The organism is Kitasatospora phosalacinea, from assembly GCF_000717185.1.
Lineage (GTDB): Bacteria > Actinomycetota > Actinomycetes > Streptomycetales > Streptomycetaceae > Kitasatospora > Kitasatospora phosalacinea_A.
The window spans coordinates 78,909-98,515 of the sequence record NZ_JNYE01000015.1; the positions used below are offsets into that span (position 1 = coordinate 78,909).

15 protein-coding genes are annotated in these 19,607 nt (G+C 75.7%); 11 read left to right on the forward strand and 4 right to left on the reverse strand.

Annotation, left to right across the window (positions count from 1 at the left end; all coding sequences use genetic code 11):
* Positions 1-60 precede the first annotated feature (60 nt).
* The 4 genes from OO57_RS08985 to OO57_RS09000 all read left to right on the forward strand — a co-directional run bounded on the left by OO57_RS08985 (position 61) and on the right by OO57_RS09000 (position 3,598).
* On the forward strand, positions 61-516 hold the full coding sequence (locus OO57_RS08985) for a GNAT family N-acetyltransferase (protein ID WP_033251789.1): 456 nt from the start codon (positions 61-63) through the stop codon (positions 514-516).
* A gap of 86 nt (positions 517-602) precedes the next feature.
* On the forward strand, positions 603-1,799 hold the full coding sequence (locus tag OO57_RS08990) for a DUF5685 family protein (RefSeq protein WP_199811229.1): 1,197 nt from the start codon (positions 603-605) through the stop codon (positions 1,797-1,799).
* Between the two features lie 58 nt (positions 1,800-1,857).
* The gene (locus tag OO57_RS08995) at positions 1,858-2,442 is read left to right on the forward strand and encodes a GNAT family N-acetyltransferase (RefSeq protein WP_234337269.1); all 585 of its coding nucleotides are present in this window, start codon (positions 1,858-1,860) and stop codon (positions 2,440-2,442) included.
* 373 nt (positions 2,443-2,815) lie between these two features.
* Positions 2,816-3,598, forward strand: coding sequence for a DUF4232 domain-containing protein (locus OO57_RS09000; RefSeq protein ID WP_234337270.1), 783 nt, complete (start codon positions 2,816-2,818; stop codon positions 3,596-3,598).
* A gap of 22 nt (positions 3,599-3,620) precedes the next feature.
* Here the strand turns inward: OO57_RS09000 and OO57_RS09005 are convergent, their stop codons facing one another.
* The gene (locus tag OO57_RS09005; RefSeq protein WP_234337271.1) at positions 3,621-5,504 is read right to left on the reverse strand and encodes an amino acid transporter; all 1,884 of its coding nucleotides are present in this window, start codon (positions 5,502-5,504) and stop codon (positions 3,621-3,623) included.
* A gap of 485 nt (positions 5,505-5,989) precedes the next feature.
* On the opposite strand from OO57_RS09005, the gene OO57_RS09010 reads away from it, so the two are divergent.
* Positions 5,990-6,496: a hypothetical protein gene (locus OO57_RS09010; RefSeq protein WP_033251792.1), complete on the forward strand. Its 507-nt coding sequence runs from the start codon at positions 5,990-5,992 to the stop codon at positions 6,494-6,496.
* 192 nt (positions 6,497-6,688) lie between these two features.
* The gene (locus OO57_RS09015; protein ID WP_234337272.1) at positions 6,689-7,417 is read left to right on the forward strand and encodes a response regulator; all 729 of its coding nucleotides are present in this window, start codon (positions 6,689-6,691) and stop codon (positions 7,415-7,417) included.
* Between the two features lie 278 nt (positions 7,418-7,695).
* Here OO57_RS09015 and OO57_RS09020 read toward each other — a convergent pair whose 3' ends face one another.
* On the reverse strand, positions 7,696-8,205 hold the full coding sequence (locus OO57_RS09020; RefSeq protein ID WP_033251827.1) for a DinB family protein: 510 nt from the start codon (positions 8,203-8,205) through the stop codon (positions 7,696-7,698).
* 273 nt (positions 8,206-8,478) lie between these two features.
* On the opposite strand from OO57_RS09020, the gene OO57_RS38390 reads away from it, so the two are divergent.
* Together OO57_RS38390 and OO57_RS45265 are read left to right on the forward strand one after the other, a co-directional pair.
* Complete coding sequence (locus OO57_RS38390) at positions 8,479-11,103, forward strand: WGR domain-containing protein (protein ID WP_051776968.1); 2,625 nt, start codon at positions 8,479-8,481, stop codon at positions 11,101-11,103.
* A 26-nt stretch (positions 11,104-11,129) separates the two neighbouring features.
* Positions 11,130-11,918, forward strand: a complete 789-nt coding sequence (locus tag OO57_RS45265; RefSeq protein ID WP_051776972.1) for a DUF4132 domain-containing protein — start codon at positions 11,130-11,132, stop codon at positions 11,916-11,918.
* A 121-nt stretch (positions 11,919-12,039) separates the two neighbouring features.
* Here OO57_RS45265 and OO57_RS09030 read toward each other — a convergent pair whose 3' ends face one another.
* Positions 12,040-12,735, reverse strand: coding sequence for a maleylpyruvate isomerase family mycothiol-dependent enzyme (locus tag OO57_RS09030; RefSeq protein ID WP_033251793.1), 696 nt, complete (start codon positions 12,733-12,735; stop codon positions 12,040-12,042).
* A gap of 125 nt (positions 12,736-12,860) precedes the next feature.
* Between OO57_RS09030 and OO57_RS46705 the strand changes: the two genes are divergently transcribed.
* The 3 genes from OO57_RS46705 (at position 12,861) to OO57_RS09045 (ending at position 18,472) form a co-directional block, all read left to right on the forward strand.
* Positions 12,861-16,328: a DUF4132 domain-containing protein gene (locus tag OO57_RS46705; RefSeq protein ID WP_158715063.1), complete on the forward strand. Its 3,468-nt coding sequence runs from the start codon at positions 12,861-12,863 to the stop codon at positions 16,326-16,328.
* Positions 16,329-16,983: 655 nt separating this feature from the next.
* Positions 16,984-18,105 carry a hypothetical protein gene (locus OO57_RS09040; protein WP_033251794.1) on the forward strand — a complete coding sequence of 374 codons (1,122 nt, stop codon included), beginning with the start codon at positions 16,984-16,986 and terminating at the stop codon, positions 18,103-18,105.
* A gap of 94 nt (positions 18,106-18,199) precedes the next feature.
* Positions 18,200-18,472 (forward strand): hypothetical protein, encoded by a 273-nt coding sequence (locus tag OO57_RS09045; protein WP_033251795.1) that lies wholly within the window; start codon positions 18,200-18,202, stop codon positions 18,470-18,472.
* Here OO57_RS09045 and OO57_RS09050 read toward each other — a convergent pair.
* Positions 18,451-19,242, reverse strand: a complete 792-nt coding sequence (locus OO57_RS09050) for a GNAT family N-acetyltransferase (RefSeq protein ID WP_033251796.1) — start codon at positions 19,240-19,242, stop codon at positions 18,451-18,453. The genes OO57_RS09045 and OO57_RS09050 overlap by 22 nt on opposite strands.
* Positions 19,243-19,607 lie beyond the last annotated feature (365 nt).

Below are 19,607 nucleotides of genomic sequence, written 5' to 3' on the forward strand. Positions count from 1 at the left end.
GCCCCGCCGGGATGCGGTACCCGGCTGCGGAAGCCGTCCGGCACGGTGAACAATGGCCGGATGGAACTGATCGCGAAGGACGTGGACGTCCCAAGTCCGGCACTGAAACGGGACGTTGAGCCGCTGATCCGGTCCCTCCGCCCCGCCCTGACCGGGCCCGGGTTCACCGCGTTCGCCACCGAAGCCGCGGGCCAGGGGCTGGTGTTCACCGCGGCGTACGACAACTCGCCCGGCGGCAAGGGCCGTTGCGTAGGCGTGGCGACCCACCGGACGCTGGCGACCAGCCGGGGCCGGGTGCTGTTCGTCGACGACCTGGTGACCGACCCGACGCTCCGCTCGCACGGCGTCGGCGCCTGGCTGATGGCCGAGTTGGAGCAGCGGGCGGCCCGGTCCGGCTGCGCCCGGGTCGAGTTGGACTCCGGCGTGGTCAACCAGGGCGCGCACCGCTTCTACCACGCGCGGCGGATGTCGGTGGTGGCCTTCCACTTCGCCCTGGACGTGCCGCACCAGCGCTGAGCCCGGACGGGAACCCCCGCGCCGGTCCTCGCGTCACTAGGATGACCGGCGATCAGCGAGGACAGGGCAGGAACTGGGGGCGGGGCGTGTTCGGAATCATCAGGCCGTGTCGGCATCGGCTCTCGGAGCGCCTGCACGCCTCCTGGATGGCCCACCTGTGCGGGCTCTGCCTCGCGCTCAGGGACGACCACGGGCAGTTGGCGCGGACGGCGACCAACTACGACGGCCTGGTGATCTCCGTCCTGGTCGAGGCCCAGTCGCCGAGGAGCGCGGACCGGCGCACCGCCGGGCCGTGCCCGCTGCGCGGCATGCGCACCGCGCCGGTGGCCCGCGGTGAGGGCGCGCGGCTGGCCGCGGCCGTGTCGCTGGCGCTCGCCTCGGTGAAGGTCCGCGACCACGTCCAGGACGGCGACGGCGTCTTCGCCCGCCGTCCCGTCGCCGCCGGGGCCCGCCGCATCACCCGGCGCTGGGACCGGCAGAGCGCCGACAGCGCCGCCGTCGTCGGCTTCGACACCGGCGTCCTGCTCACGGCCGCCGGACGGCAGCAGGACGCCGAGCGCGCCGTCAGCGCGGGCGGGCCGCTGCTGCTGGCCACCGCGCCCACCGAGGAGGCCACCGCCGCCGCGTTCGCCCACACCGCCGTCCTCGCCGAACGCCCCGGCAACGCCCGGGCCCTGGCCGAGGCCGGACGCCTCTTCGGACGCCTCGCGCACCTCCTCGACGCAGCCGAGGACCGCCGGGAGGACGAGGCCCGCGGGCTGTGGAACCCGCTCACCGTCACCCACACCGGCCAGGCCGAGGCCGAGCGCCTCTGCCGCGACGCCGTCCACGGCATCCGGCTCGCCCTCGCGGAGGTCGAGTTCACCGACCGCGCCCTGGCGCACCGCCTGCTCGCGCACGAGACCGGGGAGGCGGTGGACCGGGTCTTCGGGCGCCGCGGCCACCACGCCTGCGCCAACGCCGGCACCTCCCCGCCCGGCACCGACCCCCGCTCCCCGTCGCACCCGTCGCACCCGGACCACTCGCGCGGCTTCAGGAAGCCGAAGCAGCCCCGGTCGCTGATCCCGGGCTGCGCGGTGTGGATGGCGATGGCCTGCACCTGCCAGCTGCTGTGCTGCAGCCACGACGACCCGTTCTCGCGCGAGCGGCGCGAGGGCTTCTGCCAGCGCCACGACTGCGACTGCTGCGACGCGTGCGACGGATGCAGCAACTGCTGCGGTGACGACGGGTGCTGCAGCAGTTGCGACTGCTGCGACGGGTGCAACTGCGGCTGCGACTGCTGAGCCCCTCGTCGTCCCTCGTCGTCCCGCGGCGGTCCGCGGCGGTCCGCCCGTCACTAGGATGATCGACGATCACCACACGGGACGGGACGGGACGACGGGGCGGGGCGGGGCGATGGCGGACCGGCAGGGATTCGCGGCGGCGGCCGAGTTGGCGGAGTGGGGCGGCTGGCCCTCGCTGCAGGAGTTGGGCGAGTCGGAGGACCCGTTCGAGGTGGCGGCGGTCGGGGGCGTCTGGCGTCCGAAGGACCGGCACTTCGGGATGCTCCTGGACGGCCGGGTGGTGGCCCACTCCGGGCTCGTGGTGGCGCCGGTGGAGGTCGGCGGGCGGCGCTTCGAGGTGGCGGGGATCGGCGGGGTGCTGGTCTCGCCGCGCCTGCGCGGGCACGGGCTGGCGCGGGCCGTCGTCGCGGCGGCGCTGGACGCGGCGCGGGCCGACGGGCTGGAGTTCGCGATGCTGTTCTGCCTGCCGGACCGGGCGCCGCTGTACGCGCGCCTGGGGTGGGCGGCGCTGCCGGGCCCGGTGACGGTCGAGCAGCCGGAGGGGCCGGAGCCGGCTCGGCTCGGGGCGATGTGGACCGGGCTGGTGCCGGGGGCGGTCTGGCCGGAGGGCGGGGCGGTCCGGCTGCACTCGCTGCCGTTCTGAGGGGGCGGGTGGCGTCCACCGACGTCGGTGCCCGACGTCGGTGCGTCCGGACCCGGCGCGCTGCGGGCGGGGAGCGTCCCGCCGCCCCGGGCCTGACGGGGGGCCAGCGGACAACCGTTGCAGGGCTGTTGCGCACGATGTGATCCGGCTCACGGTCGGCGGGGGCGGTTCGTGGTCGACTCTCCGAATGGTTCTGATGCGGGTGGTTCGGGTGGGTGCGGGCGTCGTGCTGGCAGCGGGGGCGGTCGTGGGCTGCGGGTCGTCGGCGGGGCCGGGGGGCACCGCGGCGCCGTCGGCGTCGGGGAGCGCGGGGCCCTGCGGGGCGGCGCCGGGCGCGGCGCCGCAGGGGTGGGTGCGGGACGGGGTGCGGATCGTGGCGGTGGACGGGGACTGCCTGGAGTACGAGGTGACCAACCGGGGGGCGGAGGCCGTCGACGTGTCGGTGCTGTTCGGGTGGTCGGGCAGCGGGGAGCGGCTGTCGGACAACCTGTCGGCGGTGCAGCGGGGGCTGGCCCCGGGGGCGTCGGTGCGGGGGCGGCTCCCGCTGGCGGGCGCCCCGGCGCAGCCGGACCTGCCGGTCGGCGCGCAACCGACCTTCACGGACGTGCCGGACGGCGTGGTGCCGCGTTCCGCGGGCCCGTCCGGCTCCGCCCGTCCGGCGCCGGGGGTGAAGGTGGTGCAGGTGCGCAGCGTGCCGACGGCGGAGGCGCCGTCGGAGGGCGGGGCGTGTCCGGCGTCGGGGGTGCGGGTGTACGCGGACCGGGGGGACGCGGCGATGGGGCTGCGGGTGGTGGGGCTGCACCTGGAGAACTGCGGGGCGGCGGAGCTGCTGCTGGACGGCTACCCGCAGGTGCAGGTGCTGGACGAGGCGCACGCCCCGGTGGCGTCGGTGCGGGTGCTGGAGGGCGGGGCGGCGATCGCGACGGGCACGGGCGCGGACGCACCGGCGCGCCGCTTCACCGTCCCGCCGGGCGGGAAGGCCCGTTCGACCCTGGTGTGGCGCAACACGAACGACGCCTCGTCCGACCCGGTGAACGCGCCGTACGCGCGGGTGCGGGCGACGCCGGGTGCGGCGCCCGTGATGGTGACGCCTGAGCTGGACCTGGGGACGACGGGGCGGCTCGGCGTCGGGGCCTGGGTGCCGGAGGGTTCCTGACCGCCCGGCCCCGGCCGGGGCGTCAGCCGACGTGGACGCGGGGGCGGCGGCTCCGTTCGGGTTCGGCCTCGCGGAGCACTTCGCGGGTGACGGGGGCGACCTCGCCCTGCCCGAACAGGAAGAAGCGCAGGAACTGGGCGAAGGGGCTGCCCTCGGTCCACTCGAAGTAGATGTGCGGGAGCTGGCCGGTGGTGTCGCGCACGTGCAGCAGTATGGCGGCGAGCGCGTTGGGGATGCTGGAGTGCTCCAGGGTCAGGACGCGGTAGCGGTCGTGCAGGACCTCGCCGCGGACGTGCAGTTCGGCCTCAAAGTCGGACGGGTCCAGGACGGTGACCTCGACGAAGACCAGGTCGTCCTCGGCGGGGATGTCGTTGTCGGCGCGGATCTGGTGCACCTTGTCGCGGTACTCGGCGAGGTCGCGGCCGGCCGGCTCGTTGGCGATGAGGCGGATGGTGCGGTGCGCGGTGTCGCGCACGAAGCGTTCCACGACCTCGTCCAACTGCACGTCGGTGACCCGGAGTTCGAAGGCGCGGGCGAGCCGGGAGGCGAGTGAGACCAGCACGATGCCCGCGATGAAGCAGGCGCCGATCTTCACGCCGTCGGGGCGTTCGGCGATGTTGACCGCGGTGGTGTAGAGGAAGACCGCGGCGATCACCGCGAAGCCGATCGTCCAGTTGCGCTGCCGGGCGGCGCGGGCGGCGATGGTGACGGCGATCGCGGCGGAGGTGATCAGGACGAGCACGCCGGTGGCGTACGCGCCGCCCTGCTTGTCGACGTTCGCGTCGAACAGCCAGGTGACCAGGAAGGCGATCGCGGTGAGCACCAGCACCATCGGGCGCACCGCGCGGGCCCAGTGCGGGGCCATGCCGTAGCGGGGCAGGTAGCGGGGCATCAGGTTGAGCAGTCCGGCCATCGCGGAGGCCCCGGCGAACCAGAGGATGGCGATGGTGGAGAGGTCGTAGACGGAGCCGAAGGCGCCTCCGAGGTAGTGGTGGGCGAGGTAGGCCAGGGCGCGGCCGTTGGCGGGGCCGCCGGGCTGGAAGTCGTCGGCGGGGATGAGCAGGGTGGTGATGAAGCTGGTGGTGATCAGGAAGCAGCTCATGATCACGGCGGCGGTGGTGAGCAGTTTGCGGGCGCCGCGGATGCGTCCGGTGGGGCGCTGCTCGGTGTCGTCGGGGTCGCCCGCGATGTGCGGCATGACGGCGACGCCGGTCTCGAAGCCGGACAGGCCGAGGGCGAGCTTGGGGAAGACCACCAGGGCGACGCCGATCATCGCGACCGGGTTGCCGTGCTCCAGGCTGAGGGCGTGCGTCCAGTCGGTGATCAGGGAGGGCGCGGTGGCCACGTGCCACAGCCCGACGGCGACGACCACCACGTTCAGCACCAGGTAGACGGCGACCAGGACGACCGCCACGCCGATGGCCTCGCCGAAGCCCTTGAGGAAGACCGCGCCGAGGCCCGCGATCAGCAGCAGGGTGATCAGCACCTGGTGGCCGCTGAGCGCGCTGCGCAGGTGCGGGTTCTCGACCAGGTGGGCGGTGGCGTCGGCGGAGGAGAGGGTGATGGTGATCAGGAAGTCGGTGGCGGCGAAGCCGAGCAGGGCCAGGACGAACAGCTTGCCCTTCCAGAACGACAGCAGGCGTTCCAGCATGGCGATCGAGCCCTCGCCGTGCGGGCTCTCCCGGGCGACCCGGCGGTAGACCGGCAGCGCGCCGAACAGGGTGACCAGCACCAGCACGACGGTGGCGACCGGGGAGAGCAGGCCCGCCGCGAGGGCGGCGATGCCGGGCTGGTAGCCGAGGGTGGAGAAGTAGTCGAGGCCGGTCAGGCACATCACCTTCCACCAGCGCTGGCCGTGCTGCTGGTCGGTGGCCTGGGCGTGCGGGCCGGGGTGCTGCTTGGCCATGTCGGCGAGACCTTCGAGCAGCCAGGCGCGCAGCCGCTGCCGGGCCGTTCCTGCGTCTGTGTCTGCGTCTGCGTCTGTGTCTGCGTACGCGTCTGCTTCTGCGTTCGCGGGGGCGGGGTCGACCACGGTGCCGGCTCCTGTCGGGGGGTGTGGGTGCCCCGGGCCGCCGGACGCTCCGGCCCGCCGGGCGAACTCCCACGTCAATGTAGGTCACGTCCGCCGCCGTCCGGGGCAGGCCGGAGCGTAGCCCCGCCCTTTGGCCCAGCGGCGCACCAGGCCCGGGGCGTTGACGGGCCCTTGGGGCGGGGTTGGTGCACGGTTTGCCCCTGCGGCAGGTTTCATGCCGGTTCGTCCGGTTCAGGACCATCGGCCTCACCGGGCTGGCCCGCCCGGCCCTATCCGCGCGCCGCGCCGCTCCGAAACGCTGCCAGCGTCGCGACCGCCCACGGGGGGCCGGTCGCGCCGCCGAGGAGAGGAATCCGCGCGTGCCCCACCCGCGCCGCCCGTCCGTGCGCCCGCTGACCCGCCGCCGGTTCGACCGCCGTCAGGAGGCGCACCACAGGCGGGGCCGGGGTGCGCGGTGCAACCCGCTCCGCCGCGGGGTGGACCGGGCCCGGCGGCGGGCGGTCGCCCTGGCGTGCTGCACGCTCGCCGCGGCCGTGGCGGCCGGTGCGGCGACGGCCTGGCTCGTCCCGGCGCGGCTGCTGCCCGGGTGGATGCTCCCGGCCGAGCTGGCGGCCGTGCCGTACGGGGCGGCCGACCGGGGGCTGCTCGGGCTGCTGGCCTTCGGGGCGGTGGCGGGCGGCGGGGCGGCCGGGCTGCGCTGGCGGCTGCGGGTGCTGGAGCAGCGGGCGGCGGACTCCTGGGCGCGCGCCTGGCGGCGGGTGGAGCCGCTCTGGTCGGGGCGGGCGCTGCCCTGGTCGGACGGTGGCGGGGACGGCAGCGGGAAGGGCTTCGAGGACGGCGGCGGGGGCGGCTTCGAGAAGGGCTGAGGCCGGAGCGGTCGGGAGCGGGGGCGGTTCGATCACGTCCGGACAGAAGGTGTCAAGGGCCGGTCGGGACCACGTCAAGGGCCGGTCGGGTCCGGCTCCGGGGCCGGGTCGGGGGCGGGTGGCCCTGTCGGCGGGCGGGCGGGGTTTGGCAGACTGCCGGGTGTATGGGGTCTGCGAGGAGGAGTTGCTGCCATGTCCGAGGGTTCGGCGCCGATCAGGGTGTTCCTACTGGACGATCACGAGGTGGTCCGCCGCGGGGTGCACGACCTGCTGGACTCGGAACCGGACCTACAGGTGGTCGGCGAGGCCGGGACGGTCGAGCAGGCGCTGGCCCGGGTGCCCGCGCTGCGCCCGGACGTCGCGGTGCTGGACATGCGGCTGCCCGACGGCGACGGCGTGACCGTCTGCCGGGAGCTGCGCTCGCGGATGCCGCAGCTGGCCTGCCTGATGCTCACCTCCTTCGACGACGAGGAGGCGCTGCTCGACTCGATCATGGCGGGCGCGGCGGGCTACGTGCTCAAGCAGATCAGCGGCACCGACCTGGTCACCGCGATCCGCACGGTCGCCTCCGGGCAGTCGATGCTCGACCCGGGCGCGGCGACCCGGCTGATGGCCCGGCTGCGCGGCGAGACCCCGGCGCCCGCGCCGGAGTTCCCGCAGCTGACCGACCGGGAGCGGGAGGTCCTCGCGCTGATCGGCGAGGGGCTGACCAACCGGCAGATCGGCGAGCGGGTGTTCCTGGCCGAGAAGACCGTCAAGAACCACATCTCCCGGCTGCTGGCCAAGCTCGGCGTGGAGCGCCGCGTCCAGGCCGCGGTGATCGCCACCCAGACCCTGGCCGCCCAGCCCGGCCACGGCCACGGCGGTACCGGCAGCGGCTTCGGCGGCGGCCACGGCCACGGCGGCGAGCGGGGGTTCTGAGCCCGGGGAGGCCAGCGGTCCGGACGCCCGCCGGGTCCGGGAGCGTCCTGGCCGGTCGCTAGTCCTGGCCGGTCGCTAGTGCTGTGACCGGAAACGATCACCGGGCTGGCACTGTCCGACCTGGCGCCGGTCGGATGTGACGACACGTCCGATCGGTGCGGGGAGGCGGGATGGCGGCGCAACGCCGCCCGTCCGATGCGGATCGGCCGTGAGGCTCTGCGCTGCCCGCTCCACCGCCGCGGCCTGAAGATTCCGACGCTCCTCACTCGGGCAGAGGACTATCCGGCGTAGGGGTTGCCGCCGAGCCAGGTGGTGCCGTCGATCAGTTCGCGTGCCGCGTCCAAGTGACCGCTGTGGCAAGCGACCTCGGTGAGCACATGGATGAGGATGCGGCGTACGTCGGGCAACCGCCAGGTCGGCCAGATATCCACGGGCCACGCGGCGGGCTCCTGCTCCAGGCCGACGGCGGCGAGCACGACGTCTGCGCGAGCGATGGCCGCCCGGTAGTCGGCGAAGACCTCCTCGGTGCTCATCTCCTCGGGGACGTACCAGTGCGCCTCCGCGCCTGCCGCAAGCTGTCCGGCCACATCCGGTTCGCCCGCGATCACCCCCGGGAACCAGAAGCGTTCGACATCCACGGTGAGGTGGCGCAGCAACGCCAGGCAGTTCCAGCCGCTGGGCAACACCGGCCGCCGCAGATCCTCCTCCGAGAGCCCATCGAGGATCCCGAGGACGTGTGCGCGCTGGTGATCCAAGGCGCCCTTGAGCGCGTCGAGTTCGGCATTCACCGAACGGCGCTCTGTGCCGGGATCTTGCTGAGCCGGGACGCCGTCCACCGCGGCCTCGCCTGTCGTGCTTGTCATCCAAGCGCCTCCGTCAACCATCGAACATGATCCGACTCCGGCCTGGACGCTACACCGGGGGTACGACAACACCTGGCCGCTCGGCGCCATGTCGTTCTGCACCCGCCCACCCGGCTGACCTTCCCGGTCACGGCACTAGGGTTCCGCCAGGTGGTCGGCCGGTTCGTGGTCGGTCGATGGGTGGGTCCGGAGGGGCGAGTGCAGCGCTGGGAGCTGGTCGGCGGCGGTTCGGCGAAGTTCTGGGAGGGCGGGGCCGAGGGGGCCGCGGTGCGGGTGCGGTACGGGCGGATCGGTACCGAAGGGCGGTCGCAGGTCAAGGAGTTGGCGGACGCGGCGGCAGCCGCGGCGCACCTGGCGAAGCTGGTCGCGGAGAAGGAGCGCAAGGGCTACCTGGCGGTGGACGGGGGCGGCGAGGACGGGGGCGCGGACCCTGCCGGGGCGGCCGTCGTCGTGCCTGCCGTGCCTGCCGTGCCTGTCGAGCCCGCCGGTCTGCCGGACGAGGACGGGTTCGTGCTGCCCGAGGCGTGGCGCGCGCGGGTGCTGCCGCGCCGCCGGGGCGGGGTGCCGGTGCCGCTGCCCGTGGCGTGGCCGGTGGTGGACGCGGCGGAGGCGGCCGCGGCGGAGGCCCGGCAGGTGGCCGAGCGGCACGGGGCGATCGAGCAGGTGCTGACCGCCCCGGGGTCCGATCCGGGGCCGGTGGCCGCCGCCCGGGCGTACCTGGACGGGGAGTTGGACCCGGCGGGGCTGGTGGCGGTGGCCGCGATGGTCCGCGAGCGGGACGAACTAAACTGGATGGAACGGGAGTTCGCGGGCTGGGTGGCACGCTTCGGCCTGGGTTTCGCGGCGCGGGCTGCCGTGGCGTCCTTCGAGGTGGACGACACCTGGGTGCAGCCGAACCGGTGGCGGACCCGGCTGACCGCCCGCCACCTGGACGGCCCGGACCTCCATGCGCTGCTGTTCGAGTTCCTCCTGCTGGCGCTCGCCCGCCGGGTGCTGGCCGCCGCGCCGGACAACGAATACGCGTCCGCGGTAAAGGAGTTGGCGACACTGCGGGACACCCCCGTGCGCCGGGCGGCCACCGCGTTCCTGGTGCCGGAGCGGGCGGAGTGGGTGGACGAGTGCCTGGCCGAGCTGTCCGGGCACGGGCCCGGGACGACGTCCGTGCTGCGCACGTTGCTGCTCTCCGCGATCGGCAGCCCCGAGCAGGCGCGGCGGCTCGCCCTGGCGCTGAAGGACGACGGGGCGCGGGTGCACTGGACGCCCCAGGTGGTGGCCACCCTCGCCGACGGGGTGGGGACGGCTGCGGCGCCGCTGGTGGCGGCGGCGCTGGAGCAGTACGCGTACGACTACGACGACACGATCCGCGAGTACGCCCGGTACGTGGCGGAGTTCCCGACCGACGAGGCGATGGGCGAACTGGTCGACCGGATCACCGCGAAGCCCGTCCGGCTGGTGCTGTTGGATCTGGCGGAGCGCTTCCCGGTGCGGGCGGTGCGGGTCCTGTCGGCGGCGGCGCGGCGCGGCGGCGCGACCGGGGACGCCGCCCGGCGGCTGCTCAACCGGCACGTGGCGGTGCTGCGTCCGCGGCTGCCGGAGGTGCTGGCGCGGCTGGACGGGGAGGACGCCGCGTTCGTCCTGGGTCTGGCGGGGGCGCGGGAGCCGCTGCCGGAGGCGGCGCCGGAGCGACTGCCCGCGCTGCTGGTCGACCCGCCGTGGGCGCGGCGGCGGGCCGCCCGCCCGCCGAAGGTGCTGACCGGTCTCACCGCCGACGAGGGCGCGGAACTGTACTGGGAGGAGGGCGAGTCGGCGGCGTTCGCGGCCACGGCCGAGCAGTACTGGCAGTATCCGGCCGACACCGACTGGGCGGCGGAGGCGCAGCGGACCGGTGCGCTCGACTCGCCCTGGCAGTGCTGCCGCCTGCTGGCGCAGGCCCCGGCGGAGACGATGGCCCCCTACCTGGACTCCTGGGACGCGAAGGCGCTGGCGGAGGACGGCGTACAGCTCCTGCCGGTGCTGGCGAAGTACGGTACGGCCGCGCTGCGGCTGGTGCACGGCGCGGTGCTGGCCCGGCCCGCCCAGACGGTGCAGGTGCTGCTGCCGGTGCGGGGCGCGGTCGCGGCGGGGGTGATGGCGGACGCCCTGGTGCGGCTCAAGTCCGCTCAGGAGGTGGCGCGTTCGTGGTTCGAGCGGCACGGGGTCGCGGGGGCGCTGCTGCTGGTTCCGGCGGCGGTCGGCAAGACCGGCCGGGCCCGGACCGCGGCGGAGAGCGCGTTGCGGCTGGTGGCCGTGCAGCAGGGGGCGGAGGTGCTGACGGCGGCGGTGGCCGAGCGCTACGGGGAACAGGCCGCGGAGATGGTCGCGGAGGTGGTCGCGGAGGCGCTGAGGGCCGATCCGCTGGAGACCGCGCTGCCCGCGAAGCTGCCCGAACTCCCCTCCTGGCTAAGGCCGGAAGTGCTGCCGCAGATCCAACTGGCCGACGGGAGCGGTGCGTTGCCGTTGCAAGCGGTGCACCACCTGCTGACGGTACTGCAGTTGGGGAAGCTGCGCGAGCCGTACCCGGGCCTGGCGCTGGTCGCCCCGGCGCTGCGGGCCGACAGCGCGGCGGCGTTCTGCTGGGCGCTGTTCGAGGAGTGGCAGCAGGCCGGGATGCCGGGGCCGGACCGCTGGGTGCTGTACGCGCTGGGCGAGTTCGGCGACGACGACACCGCCCGGCGGTTGGCGCCGCTGCTGCGCGAGTGGCCCGGCCAGAACGCCCACCAGCGGGCGGTGGAGGGCCTGGACGTGCTGGCCGCGATCGGCACCGACGCCGCCCTCTGGGTCTGACGGGCGAGCAGCTCGGCGACCGGCTGGTGCCGGACCTGGGCCTGGGCCCGGACGGCACCACCGTGATCGACTACGGCGCGCGGACGTTCACCGTCGGCTTCGACGAGCAGCTGCGCCCGTACGTGCTGGACGCCGACGGCAAGCGGCGCAAGGACCTGCCCCGGTCGTGGAGCGCCGAGGAGTTCACCTCGCTGTTCATCGAGCACCCGCTGGTGTGGCACCTGGCGCGCCGACTGGTCTGGACGGCCGACCACACCGCCTTCCGGGTCGCCGAGGACCGCACCTGCGCCGACGTCCAAGACGAGCCCTTCGCGCTGCCCCGGGACGCCGCCGTCCGGCTCGCCCACCCCGTGCACCTGGCCCCCGCCGAGCTGGCCGCCTGGGCGGAGCTGTTCGCGGACTACGAGATCGTCCAGCCGCTCCGCCAACTCGGCCGTCCGGTGGCCGCGTTGACCGCCGAGGAGGCCGCCGGGCACCGGCTGCACCGGTTCGAGAAGCACACCGTTCCGGTGGGCCGGCTACTCGGGTTGACCAAGCGCGGCTGGCGGCGCGGCGAACCGCAGGACGGCGGGGTGGAGGGCTGGATCCACAAGCCGCTGCCGAACGGGAGCCACCTGGTGATCGAGATCCAGCCGGGCATCGCGGTGGGCTACGTCAACGAGTTCGGCGACCAGAGCTTCGAGGCGGTGTGGCTGGGCGCCATGCCGGACGGCTACTGGCCGAACGGCCGCGAGTACCGCGACCGGCTCGGCGACCTGGACCCGGTCACCGTCTCCGAACTCCTCGCCGATCTGGAGGAGTTGACCGCCGACTGACGGCCGACCGGCCGCACCTCCCGTCCCCGGCCGGGGACGGGAGGTGCGGTTTCGGCGGTGCGGTCTCGGCGGTGCGGTCTCGGCGGTGCGGTCTCGGCGGTGCGGTCTCGGCGGTGCGCGCTCAGGGGACCAGCGGCCCGGCCAGCACGGCCAGCCCCGCCGCGCGGTCGCCCGTCCAGGCCAGCGCGTCGCTCTCGCGCGGCTTGCGGCCCCACAGCATCAGCAGCAGGTCCTCGGCGGTGCCGGCGACCTCCGCGACCGGCTCGCCGGGGCCGTACGTCCAGGAGCGGGCGCTGTCGGTGGCGGTGAGCCGCAGGGCCCGGGCGGGCGGGGTGGCGGCGCCCCGGGCGACCATCCGGTCGGCCATGGTGTCGAAGACCTCGGCGACCCCGTCGGCGGCGAGTTCCGCGTTGAGCGCCTGCTGCAGGCCGAGCGCGTTCGCGGCGTCCCAGCGGTGCACCAGGGTCTCCTGGGTGCGGCGGCGGCGCCAGAAGCCGACCGTGTGCGGCGGGGCGATCGTCCACGCCGCGGTCGCGGGGTCGACGGACAGGGCCGCCACCAGGTCGTCCGCGCTGTCGGCGTACCAGGACCTGAGGCCGTCCGGGTCGCCGGGCGCGTCGGACTCCCGGTAGTTGTCGCCGTGCCCCTCCCGGACGGCCGTGACGACCCAGAGGTTGCCCGCGCCCATGTGCGCGACCAGGTCGGCCAGCTTCCAGCTGCCGCAGTGCTGGACGGGAGCCGACAGGTCTCCGCCCAGCAGGGCGCCGAACTCGTCGAGTTCGCGCCGGAGTTCCACCAAGTAGTCCGTGTAGTCCACGGCGCCAACATACCTCTCCGGCCGTCGGAAAACCGCTGCGATTTCCGCACCCGGCCCGGCCGACCGGCGGGCTGTCGGCTGCTGCGGTTAGGGTCTCGGCCCAATGGCCTTTTGATCATCGGGAGTTGGAGAAGCGCATGCGGCACGGGGGATCGGTCGGCACCAGCACGACGGAGGGCGGCACGGTAGGGGGCGGCACGGCGGACGGCGAAGCGGCGGGCGGCGGGCTGCCGGACGAGGACGCCTTCGTGCTGCCGGAGGCCTGGCGCGCCCTGGTGGCGCCGCGCCGCAGGGGCGGGGCACCGGCCCCGGTGGCGGCGGACCGGCCGCCGGTGGACCCGGACGACGCCTACCGGCGGGAGACCCTGGCGCTGGAGGAGCGGGCCGAGCTGATCGAGGAGCTGCTGGCCGAGGGGCGTTCCGATCCCGAACTGACCGCCGCCACCTGGGCGTACCTGTACGGGGAGGGCGGCCCGGTCGGGGCGGCGCTGGCCGCCCGGATCATCCGGACCTCGGTGGAACCCGACTCCCTGGAACGGGAGTTCGCCGACCGGGCGGCCTGGGCGGGCCTGTCGTTCGCGGTCCGGACGGTGCTGGCCTCCCTGGAGGCGGACTTCGTCCGGGAGTGGTCGGGCTCCGAGTGGCGCTACCGGGCGGCCGTCCTCGACCTGGAGGGCGAGGAGTACCTCGACCTGACGGCGCAGTACGGCCTGCTGGCCGCCGCCGGGCGGGCGCTGGCCGAGGCCCCGGAGGACGAACACGCCGCCGTGGTGGAGGAGTTGGAGCAGCTGCGGAGCACTCCGGTGCTGCGGGCGGCGATCGCGCGCCTGGTGCCGGAGCGGGCGGAGTGGGTGGACGAGTGCCTGGCCGAGCTGCCCGAGGGCTGGAGCCGGACCGCCCAGGTGCTGCGCACGCTGCTGCTGCCCGCGCTCGGCAGCGCGGCGCAGGTGGAGCGGTTCGGGCCGGAGCACGGCGGGTGGTACCGCACCTGGACGCCCGCGCTGGCGGCCACCCTCGCCGACCGGGTCGGCCCGGCGGCCGCGGCGGCGCTGCTGGCGAGCGCGGCGGACCAGTACTCGTACAGCGGGACGCAGATCGAACTGCTCGGGCTGCTGGCCGAGTTCCCGACCGACGGGGCGATGCGCGCACTGGTCGGGCGGATCGGCCGGTCGCCGGTCCGGGCGCTGCTGCTGGAGATGGTGGAGCGGTTCCCGGTGCGGGCGGTGCGGGTCCTGTCGTCGGCGGCCCGGGGCGGCGGGGCGGACGCGGCGGCGGCCCGCGAGCTGCTGGACCGGCACGTCGCGCAGTGGCGTCCGCGACTGCCGGAGGTCCTGGCGCGGCTGGACGAGGCGACGGCCGCGTTCGTGCGGGGCCTGCCGGGGGCGCGGGAGCCGCTGCCGGAGGCGGCACCGGAGCGGCTGCCCGCGGTGCTGGTCGACCCGCCGTGGACGCGGCGGCGGGCCGCGCGCGAGCCGGTCGCGCTGACCGGGCTGGAGGCCGACCGGGAGGCCCGGTTGGTGTGGCGGGAGGGCGAGGAGGCGGCGTTCGCGGGCGACGACGACCCGTACTGGCGGTACGGGGCGGACACCGACTGGGCGAAGGTGGTCGGGGAGCTGTCGGAGGAGGTCTTCGACTGGCAGGCGGGCAGGCTGCTGGCCTGGGGCCCGGACGAGCTGGTGCTGCCGCGGCTGGCGCACTGGCGGCCGGCGCAGTACCTGAGCAGCGGCGGCCACCTGCCGCGGGTGCTCGGCCGGTACGGGACGGCCGCGCTGCGGCTGCTGCACCTCGCCGCCCGGGACCGTCCGGAGGACGTCGTCCACGTCCTGCTGCCGGTGCTGGACGCGGAGACCGCGGGCGTCATGGCGCACGCCCTGCTGGAACTCAAGTCCGTTCAGCCGGTGGCCCGTTCGTGGTTCTCCCGGCACGGGGTGGCGGGCGCGCTGCTGCTCGTCCCGGCGGCGGTCGGCGCGGCCGGGCCGGAGCGGCGGGCCGCGGAGCACGCGCTGCGGCTGGTCGCGGCACGGGCGGGCGCGGAGGCGCTGTCGGCGGCGGCGGCCGAGCGGTACGGCGAGCGGGCCGCGGCGGCGGTCGCGGAGGTGCTGGGCGAGGGCGCCCTGCTGCGGACCCTGCCGGGCCGGATGCCGAAGCCGCCGCGCTGGCTGCGGCCGGAGCTGCTGCCGCAGGTGCTGCTGGCGGACGGGGGCGGGGCGCTGCGGGACGGGGGCGGAGCGCTGCCGGGGGCGGCGGTGCGGCACCTGCTGGCGATGCTGCAGCTCGGCCTGCCGCGCAGGCCGTACCCGGGCCTGGCGGTGGTCGCCCCGGCGCTGCGGGCCGACACGACGGCGGCGTTCTGCTGGGCGCTGTTCGAGGAGTGGCGGCACGCCGGGATGCCCGCCAAGGACGCCTGGGCGCTGCACGCGCTCGGCGTGTTCGGCGACGGCGACACCGCCCGCCGCCTGGTGCCGGTGCTGCCGATGCTCTCCCACCAGCGCGCGGTGGACGGCCTGGACGTGCTGGTGTCCATCGGCAACCTCGACGCCCTGGTGCAGTTGCACGGCATCGCCCGGACGGCCCGGAGCGAGGCGTTCCGGGCCCGCGCGCAGGAACGCGTCGCCGAGGTCGCCGAATCGCTGGGCCTGTCGGCCGAGCAGCTCGGCGACCGCCTGGTGCCGGACCTGGGCCTGTCCCCGGACGGCACCACGGTGATCGACTACGGCCCGCGGACGTTCACCGTCGGCTTCGACGAGCAACTGCGCCCGTACGTCCGGGACTCCGGCGGCAAGCCGCGTAGGGCACTGCCCGCGGCGGCGAGCAAGGACGACCCGGACCTGGCGGCGGCCGGGCGTCGGCGGTTCACCGCCCTGAAGAAGGAGGTCCGGGCCTTCACCACCCAGTGGACGGCCCGGCTGCGGGACGCGATGGTCGCCGAACGCTCCTGGAGCGCGGGCGAGTTCACCGACCTGCTGCTCGCGCACCCGGTGCTCGGCCGACTGGTGCGGCGGCTGCTCTGGACGGCCGACGGCGCCGCCTTCCGGATTGCCGAGGACGGCAGCTGCGCCGACGCCCGCGACGAGGCCTTCGCGCTGCCCGGGGACGCCACCGTCCGGCTCGTCCACCCGCTGCACCTGACGGCCGCGGACCTGGCCGCCTGGCGGGAGCTGCTGGCGGACTACGAGGTGATCCAGCCGTTCCCGCAACTGGAGCGCCCAGTGCTGGAGTTGAGTCAGGACGAGGCCGACGGCCACCGGCTGCACCGGTTCGAGGGGCGCACCGTCCCGGTCTGGCGGCTGCTCGCCCTGGCCAAGCACGGCTGGCGGCACGACGAGACCGACTACCGCAGCGACGGCGTGGCGAGCTGGTTCCACCGGCCGCTGCCGGACGGGCGGCACCTGGTGGTCCAGCTCGACCCGGGCGCCCGGGTGCACTCCCCCGCCGAGGCGGTGCAGCAGACCCTGGAGGCGGTGTGGCTCGGCACCTCCCCGGGCCACTACTGGCCGGAGCACCACCGGGAGAGCAGCGAGCGGTTCGGCAGCCTTCCCCCCGTCCTCGCCTCCGAACTCCTGGCCGATCTGGAGGAGTTGACCTCGCCTTGACCGGACGGGGCGGTTCCGGCCACCCCGCCCGCGCGACCCCGGTGGCCGCTGGGGCGCAGCGCGACGGGTGGGGTGGCCCGCGGGGCGCAGTCGCACTGCGGGGGCGGGGCGGGCGCCCGGGGCGGGGGCGGATCGGCCGGGAACCGCCGCGTCCGGGGGCGCCGGGGGTCTGGGCCGCCGGGCCCGCCGCTCCTACGATGTGAGTCGCCGCCGGGCCCCGGCCCCGCGGCAGCGGCCGTCAGCGGCCGGACGCCGTTGCAGCCGGCGTCGAACCGGACAGCACCGGGCGCCCCGGGTTCCGACACCCGCGCCCGGGTTCCACCGCGCACCGCGGCCCGCCCGCGGTGACGTCGGGCTCCCCGCTCCGAAGCGTTCGACCCGCCCGGCCCGAGCAGGCTCCGGCCCGCTCCGGCACGCCCGGCCCGTCCAGCCCGTCCCGCCTGTTCCGGCACACCCGCAGCGCCCACAGCGCCCTCGGCGCTCTCCGGTGCCCGCGACACCCGGGGCGCACCGGCCACGGTCCGTGCACCGGCCACGGTCCGTGCACCGGCCAAGGCCCGCGTACCGGCCAAGGCCCTTGCACCGGGCGGGAGTTCCCAGCGCACGCCCCGCACGCAGTCGGCACCTGTCCTCACCACACCTGGGGGTCACGCCCATGTCCGTCCATGCCACCCTGCCACCGCCCGGCGCTTCCCCGCGCTCCCGGGCCCGTCTCGTCCCGCTCGTCCTCGCCCTGCTCGCCGCCCTGCTGGCGGTGGCCGTCCCGGCGGCCGCCCCGGCGCACGCCGCGGTGCCCGACCGGTGGGGCTTCGCCTACCTGGACAACCCGGCGCCGCCGCCCGGCTACGTCCCGGACCCCTCGCGCCAGTGGGGCAGTTGGACGTCCCCGGCGGCGAACCCGGTGAAGGTCGACCAGGCCGCCACCGGCGTGTACGTGGTGCACTTCCCGCTGATCGGCGGCGCGGGCGGGATCGCGCACGCCACCGCCGTCAACCGCACCGGGACGTGGTGCCAGATCCTGGGCTGGGGCACCGCGGGCACCGGCCTGGACGTCAAGGTGGCCTGCTTCAACCCGGCCGGGGCCCCGGCGAACTCGCCGTTCACGGTGCTGTTCACCAGCAGCTCCGGCACGCCCGCGCCGCCCGGCGGCGACCACGGCTACCTGTACTCGCTGCCCTCCGGCTCGCTGGTCACCCAGTACAACTCGGCGGGCGGGGCGAACCTGTCCAGCCACGGCTCGACCGGCATCTGGAAGGCCTGGCTGCCCGGCCTGGGCTCCACCACCGAGGTCGGTGACGTGCAGGTCACCGCGGTCGACTCGGCGCAGGGCGCGCGCTGCAAGGTCGCGGGCTGGTACCCGTCGAGCACCGGGCAGACCTTCCTGGTGGCCTGCTTCAACGCGGCCAACGCGCCGTACGACACGGCCTGGACGCTCAGCTACTCGGTCAAGCGGGCGGTGCACGGCCCGGCGTACCCGCCGAAGTCCTTCGGGTACCTCTGGTACAACGGCGCGGTCCCGGCCGGGACGAACTTCAACTCGGTGGGCGCCGGCAACACGTTCAGCGCGGGCGTCCCGTCCGCGGTGCTGATGCCGGGCGTGGCCGTGCCGTCCGACCACGCGCAGGTCACCGCGTACGGCAGCGGCCCCGGCTGGTGCCACCTGGCGCTGCCCTGGACGCGCAGCTCGGGCACGGTGAAGCTCTCCCCGCTGTGCTTCAACCCCGGCGGCGCGCCCGTCCTGGCGCCGTTCCTGCTGGCGTACACCTCGGCGTTCTGACCCCGGGGGCCCCGGCGACCCCGGTAGCCCCGGTAGCCCCGGTAGCCCCCGGCGGCCCCGGCACGACCGACTCCGGCCGTGTCGGGGCCGCCGGGTGCTGGCGCTGGCCCGCAACGCCGACGACCCCCAGGTCGTCGGCCTGGTCCCGCCCGCCGGCTCGGGCCTGCGCCACCTCCCGGACGGCAGCGGCAAGGCGCAGCACTTCATCATCGCCGTCCACAACATCCTGATCGGCACGGCCCAGTGGTCCGACGGCCGCACCAGGGACTTCGACACCTTGGCGGGACAGCTCTCGCCGCTGTGCGTCAGCGTCGCCCGGAACATCCCGGGTTGGACCGACTCCGCTCAGTCCAGCGGGACGGCGTAGACCGGCTCCCGGCCGTGGACCGCGAACCCGGCCTTCTGCAGGATCGGGCCGGACGTCGCCGGGTTGCCCTTCACCAGGGCCATCCGCGCGCCGTGCGCCGCCGCGTAGGAGAGCCGGGCCGCCAGCAGCGCCCGGTACACCCCGCGGCCGCGCCGGGCCGGGACGACCGCGCCGCCGGTGAGCCGGGCGACGCCGTCCACCAGCGCGACGCCGCCCGTCCCGGCCGGTTCGCCGTCCACGTAGGCGACCAGCGTCCCGCCCCCGCCCGCCGGGACGCTCCGCGCACCCCGCTCCGCCACCCGCCCGGCCCGCTCCGCGGGCGGCAGCGCGCCGCCGAACCCGGCGGCCTCCGCGGCCACGGCGTCGAGCGCGGTCGCGGTGTCCGTCGCCCAGCGCAACTCCACCTCCACGGTGGGCGGTTGCAGCTCCGGCGCGCCCCGGGACAGGTCGGCGGCCAGGATCTCCAGGTCGAGCTTGACCCGCCCGCCGCGGGCCGCCAGCTCCTCCGCCAGCCCGGCCGGGTCCCCGATCAGCACCTGCCAGTCCAGCACCCGCGGCCCGAGCGTCCGGGCCAGCGCCAGCACGGCGTCCACGGCCTCGGGCAGCGGGGCGGCGGCGGGCGTGAAGGAGACCACCGAGAGGTCGAAGGAGTAGTGCTCGGGCAGTCGCAGCACGGTGCACGTCCCGTCCCGGAACACCTCCGCGTCGTCCGGCATCCACACCCAGGCCGCTCCGGCAGCGGCGACCGCGTCGATCGACAGTTCGCTCATCCGCCCAACCTAGGGGCCCCGGCGGGCACGGTTCGCACACCGTTGCAGAACCACGACGTCCCCGAACGCCGCGGAAGGTCAGCCCGCCCCGCCCGGCGCGGGGGTGAGCGGTTCGCCGTTCAGCTCGCGGCAGTGCGCGCCGAGGTCCCACCACAGGCAGCCGTCCGCCATCAGGTAGGGGTACGTGCCGCGGACGCCGCCGCCGCGCTGGAGCGCGTCGGCAACCGCGTGCAGGTAGGCGGCCAGGTCGGGCCAGCCAGGTGTCGATCCGGTGCCAGGAGGCGGTGACCGGGGGGACGGGGTGCGGGTTCACGGTGTCCATCCTGCCGGTCGGCAGCGCTGTCGGTGGCGGCGGCTACGGTCTG